The following is a 5,280-nucleotide window of genomic DNA, read 5'->3' on the forward strand; positions in this document are numbered from 1 at the left end:
CCTGCTGCGGTCAGTCTCCTGACCGCAGCAGGGGCGCGATCGCGTTCGCGACGTAGGGCCCGAGGGTGCGGGCGAACGTGTCCGAGAGGTGGTTGTCGTCCCGGTAGACCGTGACGCCGCCGACCACCGGGAAGCACTCGCGGGTGTCGCAGTAGACGTCGGTGAGGTCGAGGAGCGTGACGTCGCTCCGGCCGAGCTGCTTTACGGCGCCCCGCTGCGGGTCGAACGGGCCCGTCGCCTCGGCCCGTGGGGTGCGGCAGTCCGTGGCGAGGTCGACGTCGGGGTCCGTCAGGCAGTCGATCACCGTCGGGTCGGGCTTGGGCACGTCGGCGACGGCCACCACGGGCAGCCCCTGGTCGGCGAGCCCGGCCCACAGCGTGGCCAGCCCGTCCTCGGCGAAGGCCTCCGGCGTCGTCCCGGCGGGCGGCACCCAGTCGACGCCGCTGAGCTGTGACGTGACGACCAGGTCGTAGCCGCCGTCGACGAGCACCTGCTGGGCGCGGTCGACCCACTCGACGCACGCGGCGGTCAGCACCTCGTCCTGCACGCGCATGACGTCGGAGAAGGGGCAGCCGGCCTTGATGTAGATGTCCAGCGACCAGCCCCTGGTCTCGGCGGCCTCGACGAGGGCGCTCGAGTAGTGCGCGGCGTGCGAGTCGCCGACAAGCGCGATCCGGACGTCGCTGCCGCGGTCGCCACGCTCGCACGCGACGGGTTCCGGGTCTTCCCGGTTGGTCCCGGGGCACTTGTCCGGGCCCTCCGTGTAGGGCTCCGGCGTGTCGTCGCCGACTGCCTCGGGCGCGGGGACGGCCGTACCGACGAGGTCGGGATTGGTGCAGGGCTCGCCGTGGGGCGGGCGCGCCGCGGCGCCGAAGCACTCGGCGGTGGTGGCCTGCTCTGCCTGGGCGAGCTCGGTGCGCACGTGCTCCCGGGCGGCGTGCACCCCGAGCAGTGCGACGCCGACGACGGCGGCGCCCACGACCGCGGCGGTGACGAAGGTGACCCGGGGCCGGAACCGGTGACGGTGGGCGAGCACCGGCTTCTCGACCCACAGCCGGGTGCCCCACGCGAGCAGGAGCGTGACTGCCAGGATCGCCACCTTGTCGAGGGTGCGCAGGTCGTGGCCCGTTGCGTACGGGACCAGCACGACCAGGGGCCAGTGCCACAGGTAGACGGCGTAGGACACGTCGCCCAGGAACTGCACGGGGGGAAGCTCGGCGAGGCGGCTCGTGAACCGGTCGGAGGCCTGCGCCCAGATGACCAGGACGGTGCCGAGCACGGGCACTGCAGCCCACGCGCCGGGGAACGGCGTCGCCCCGGTGAACAGGACGGCGGAGACCCCGATGAGGGCCAGACCGGCCCAGGCGGCAGCGGTCGACCACCGGCCGGTGTGGGCCGGCACGAAGGCGAGCAGCGCACCCGCGCCGAACTCCCAGGCCCGGGTCGGGGTGATGAAGTACGCGTAGGCCTGGTCGGCGCCGGTCCAGACCACCGAGGTCACCAGCGACGCGACCACCACCACGACGAGCGTCCCGGCCACGACGGGGCGCCAGGAAGCCCGCCGGCCGGCGCGGTCCAGGGCCCGGGACTCGTGCCCGGCTCCGGTGCCCGGCGTGACGGTGCCCGGCGTGACGGTGCCGGAGCCGGCCCGGACGGCGGGGCGGAGCCGTCGTCCGACCAGCAGGCAGAGCGCGATGAGCAGCGGCCAGACCAGGTAGAACTGTTCCTCGGCGGAGAGCGACCAGTAGTGCTGCACCGGCGAGGGCACGTTCTCGGCGGCCAGGTAGTCCACGGCGTCGGCGGCCAGCACCCAGTTCTCCGCGTACAGGCCGGACGCCGCTATCTCCCGGAACCACTGCTCCCAGTGCTGCACCGGGGCGAGCGCCCATACCCCTGCCGCGGTCACCGCGAGCACGAGCAGGGAGGCGGGCAGGAGCCGCAGGATGCGGCGGGACCAGAACTCGGTCACCGAGAACCGGCCCGCGTCGACGTCCCGCACGATGTGCGACGTGATCAAGAAGCCCGAGATCACGAAGAACACGTCCACGCCCACGTACCCGCCCGTGAGGCGGTTGGGCCACAGGTGGAACAGGACGACCGCCAGTACGGCTACCGCCCGCAGGGCCTGGATGTCTGCCCGCAGGGCGGTTCGGCGGTCGTCCGTCACGTCGTCTCTCCGTCTGCGCGGGATACCTCTCCACCTGGCTCACGACCTGGATCGATGTTCGAAATACCAGGGTGAAACAGAGGGTGAAAAGTGCGCGGACGGAGATGTTACCTGCTACAAGTTCGGAGGGCCCTGGCGCACCTTCTCCAGGAGCGACTCCGCCGAGTCCTTCGCCGGGTCCCACCAGGACTCGATCCACCATGTGACCCCGGCGTCGGCCATGGCACGGGCCTGCTCGGCCGCCTGGGCGGGGTCGCTGGACAGCTTGCCCTGGAGGATGACGTCGAACGGGCGGTCGGTGCCGGTGCCGTTCGTGTCGTCCGCGCTCGTCGGCGCCGGCCGGTTCGCCATGAGCCACTCGACCAGCGCGGCGATGTCGTCCGTCGTCAGGTCGTCCGCCGTGCCGCGCAGCTGCGGGACGATCCCGTCCCAGCGCAGGGCGCGCCGCAGGTTCTTGGTGGGCGGTCGCTCGGCGTCCCAGACGCCGACCGGCCACACCGGGATCCGGCCGTTCACCGGGCGTTCGGGGAAGCGGAACGGTCCCGTGGTGATCTGCTCGCCGGAGAACTCGAACTCCTCGCCCGACCACGACTTCTCCAGCCACGCCAGCGTCTCGTCGAGCAGGGCCGCGCGGTCCTTCAGCTCCGTGGGCTGGCCCGGGACGGAGGTGAAGCCCCGGTCGTCGGTCACACCGACGCCGACGGGCAGCACCAGACGCCCGCCGGAAAGCCTGTCCACGGTGAGCGCCCGCTGCGCGAGCTCCCACGGCCGGTGGCGGGGCACGGCGAACACCATGGCGCCGAGCGTGATGCGTTCGGTCACGGCGGCCGCTGCCGCGAGGACGGCGAACGGGTCGTAGACCGGCATGGCCCACTCGCCGCCGAGGTTGATGGCGTCCCAGGTGAAGAAGCCGTCCCAGCCGTGCTCCTCGATCTCGCGGGCGAGCGCCACGTGCTGGTCGATGGTGCCGAAGCTGCTGATGAAACCGAACTTCATCCGTCCTCCTGATGCGTCGTCGTACCGGGGCCGACTCACACGCTATGCCGGACCACTGACACTCGGCCCGGGCGGGCGGTTCGGGCCGCCGGTTAGGGTGAGGCCCGTGACCAGCACGAGCGCGACGCGGCCGACCGCGGAGATCTGGACCGACGGAGCCTGCAAGGGCAACCCTGGCCTGGGCGGATGGGGTGCGCTGCTGCGTTCCGGCACGCACGAGAAGGAGCTGTTCGGCGGGGACCCGGTCACCACGAACAACCGCATGGAGCTCACCGCCGTCGTCGAGGCGCTCAAGGCGCTCAAGGGCCCCACCGTCGTCACGCTGCACGTCGACTCCCAGTACGTGATGAACGGCATGAAGACCTGGATCCACGGCTGGAAGCGCAACGGCTGGAGGACGGCGAGCAAGCAGCCCGTGAAGAACGTGGACCTGTGGCAGGCGCTCGACGCGGAGGTCGCCAAGCACGAGGTGAGCTGGGTCTGGGTCAAGGGCCACGCCGGCGACCCGGGCAACGAGCGCGCCGACGCGCTGGCGAACAAGGGCGTCGACAGCGTGCGCTGACGCACGACGGGGCACGTCGGGCGCCACGTCCGGCCAACGAGACAGAAGTCACGTCACCACGATTCGCGCGCACCAATACCCTTGAGTCATGGCTTCCCACTACGACGTCGTACTCCTCGGTGCGGGCCCCGGCGGCTACGTCGCCGCCATCCGCGCTGCCCAGCTCGGCAAGTCCGTTGCGATCATCGAGGAGAAGTACTGGGGTGGTGTCTGCCTCAACGTGGGCTGCATCCCCTCCAAGGCTCTGCTCCGCAACGCCGAGCTGGCCCACATCTTCACTCACCAGAAGGACTTCTTCGGCATGGCCGGAGACGTCACGTTCGACTTCGGGAAGGCCTGGGACCGTTCACGCACGGTCGCGGACGGCCGCGTCAAGGGCGTCCACTTCCTGATGAAGAAGAACAAGATCACGGAGCTCGACGGCCGCGGCACGTTCCGCGACGCGAACACCATCGAGGTGGCCCTCAACAAGGGCGGCACCGAGACCGTGACCTTCGACAACGCGATCATCGCGACCGGCTCCGAGGTGCGCCTGCTGCCCGGCGTCGAGCTGTCCGAGAACGTGGTCACCTACGAGAAGCAGATCCTCACGCGCGACCTGCCCAAGTCGATCGCCATCGTCGGCGCCGGCGCGATCGGCATGGAGTTCGCCTACGTCCTGAAGAACTACGGCGTGGACGTCACGATCATCGAGTTCCTCGACCGTGCGCTGCCGAACGAGGACGCGGACGTCTCCAAGGAGATCGCCAAGCAGTACAAGAAGCTCGGGATCAAGGTTCTGACCTCGACGGCCGTGCAGACCGTGAAGGACGAGGGCTCCTCGGTCACCGTCTCCTTCAAGGGCGTCAAGGACGACAAGCCGGGCGAGCTCGTGGTCGACAAGGTGCTCATGGCCGTCGGCTTCGCGCCGAACGTCAAGGGCATCGGCCTGGAGAGCGCCGGCGTGCAGCTCACCGACCGCGGCGCCATCGGCATCGACGACTACATGCGCACCAACGTGCCGCACATCTACGCGATCGGTGACGTCACCGCCAAGCTCATGCTGGCGCACGTGGCCGAGGCGCAGGGCGTCGTCGCCGCCGAGACCATCGCCGGGGCCGAGACCCAGACGCTGGGCGACTACCGCAACATGCCGCGCGCGACCTTCTGCTCCCCGCAGATCGCGTCGTTCGGCCTCACCGAGCAGCAGGCCAAGGACGAGGGCTACGACGTGAAGGTCGCCTCGTTCCCGTTCATGGCCAACGGCAAGGCGCACGGCCTGGGCGACCCGACCGGCTTCGTCAAGCTCGTCGCCGACGCCAAGTACAACGAGATCCTCGGCGCCCACATGATCGGCCCGGACGTCTCGGAGCTGCTGCCCGAGCTCACGCTCGCGCAGAAGTGGGACCTCACGGCCGACGAGATGGCGCGCAACGTGCACACCCACCCGACGCTGTCGGAGGCGCTGCAGGAGTCGATCCACGGCATCGCCGGGCACATGATCAACTTCTAGTCGATCCCTCGGCCGTCATCGGCCGTCGAGCCTGGTCAGAGGCCCGGACCCGCGGAATTCCGC

The 5,280-nt window shown here is 70.4% G+C and carries 4 protein-coding genes; 2 read left to right on the forward strand and 2 right to left on the reverse strand.

Going from position 1 to position 5,280, the window contains the following annotated elements; translation table 11 throughout:
• Window positions 1–10: 10 nt before the first annotated feature.
• On the reverse strand, window positions 11–2,167 hold the full coding sequence (locus ACFWEJ_RS27005; protein WP_377232258.1) for an acyltransferase family protein: 2,157 nt from the start codon (window positions 2,165–2,167) through the stop codon (window positions 11–13).
• 114 nt (window positions 2,168–2,281) lie between these two features.
• Window positions 2,282–3,163, reverse strand: coding sequence for an LLM class flavin-dependent oxidoreductase (locus tag ACFWEJ_RS27010; RefSeq protein ID WP_377232259.1), 882 nt, complete (start codon window positions 3,161–3,163; stop codon window positions 2,282–2,284).
• A 106-nt stretch (window positions 3,164–3,269) separates the two neighbouring features.
• Here ACFWEJ_RS27010 and rnhA point away from each other — a divergent pair, with 106 nt between their 5' ends.
• Window positions 3,270–3,725 (forward strand): ribonuclease HI, encoded by a 456-nt coding sequence (gene rnhA / locus ACFWEJ_RS27015; protein WP_377232260.1) that lies wholly within the window; start codon window positions 3,270–3,272, stop codon window positions 3,723–3,725.
• 88 nt (window positions 3,726–3,813) lie between these two features.
• A complete protein-coding gene (lpdA, locus tag ACFWEJ_RS27020; RefSeq protein ID WP_377232261.1) occupies window positions 3,814–5,217 on the forward strand; it encodes a dihydrolipoyl dehydrogenase in 1,404 nt (467 codons plus the stop codon).
• Window positions 5,218–5,280 lie beyond the last annotated feature (63 nt).

This window comes from Promicromonospora sp. NPDC060204, assembly GCF_042728455.1.
Classification (GTDB): Bacteria; Actinomycetota; Actinomycetes; order Actinomycetales; family Cellulomonadaceae; genus Promicromonospora.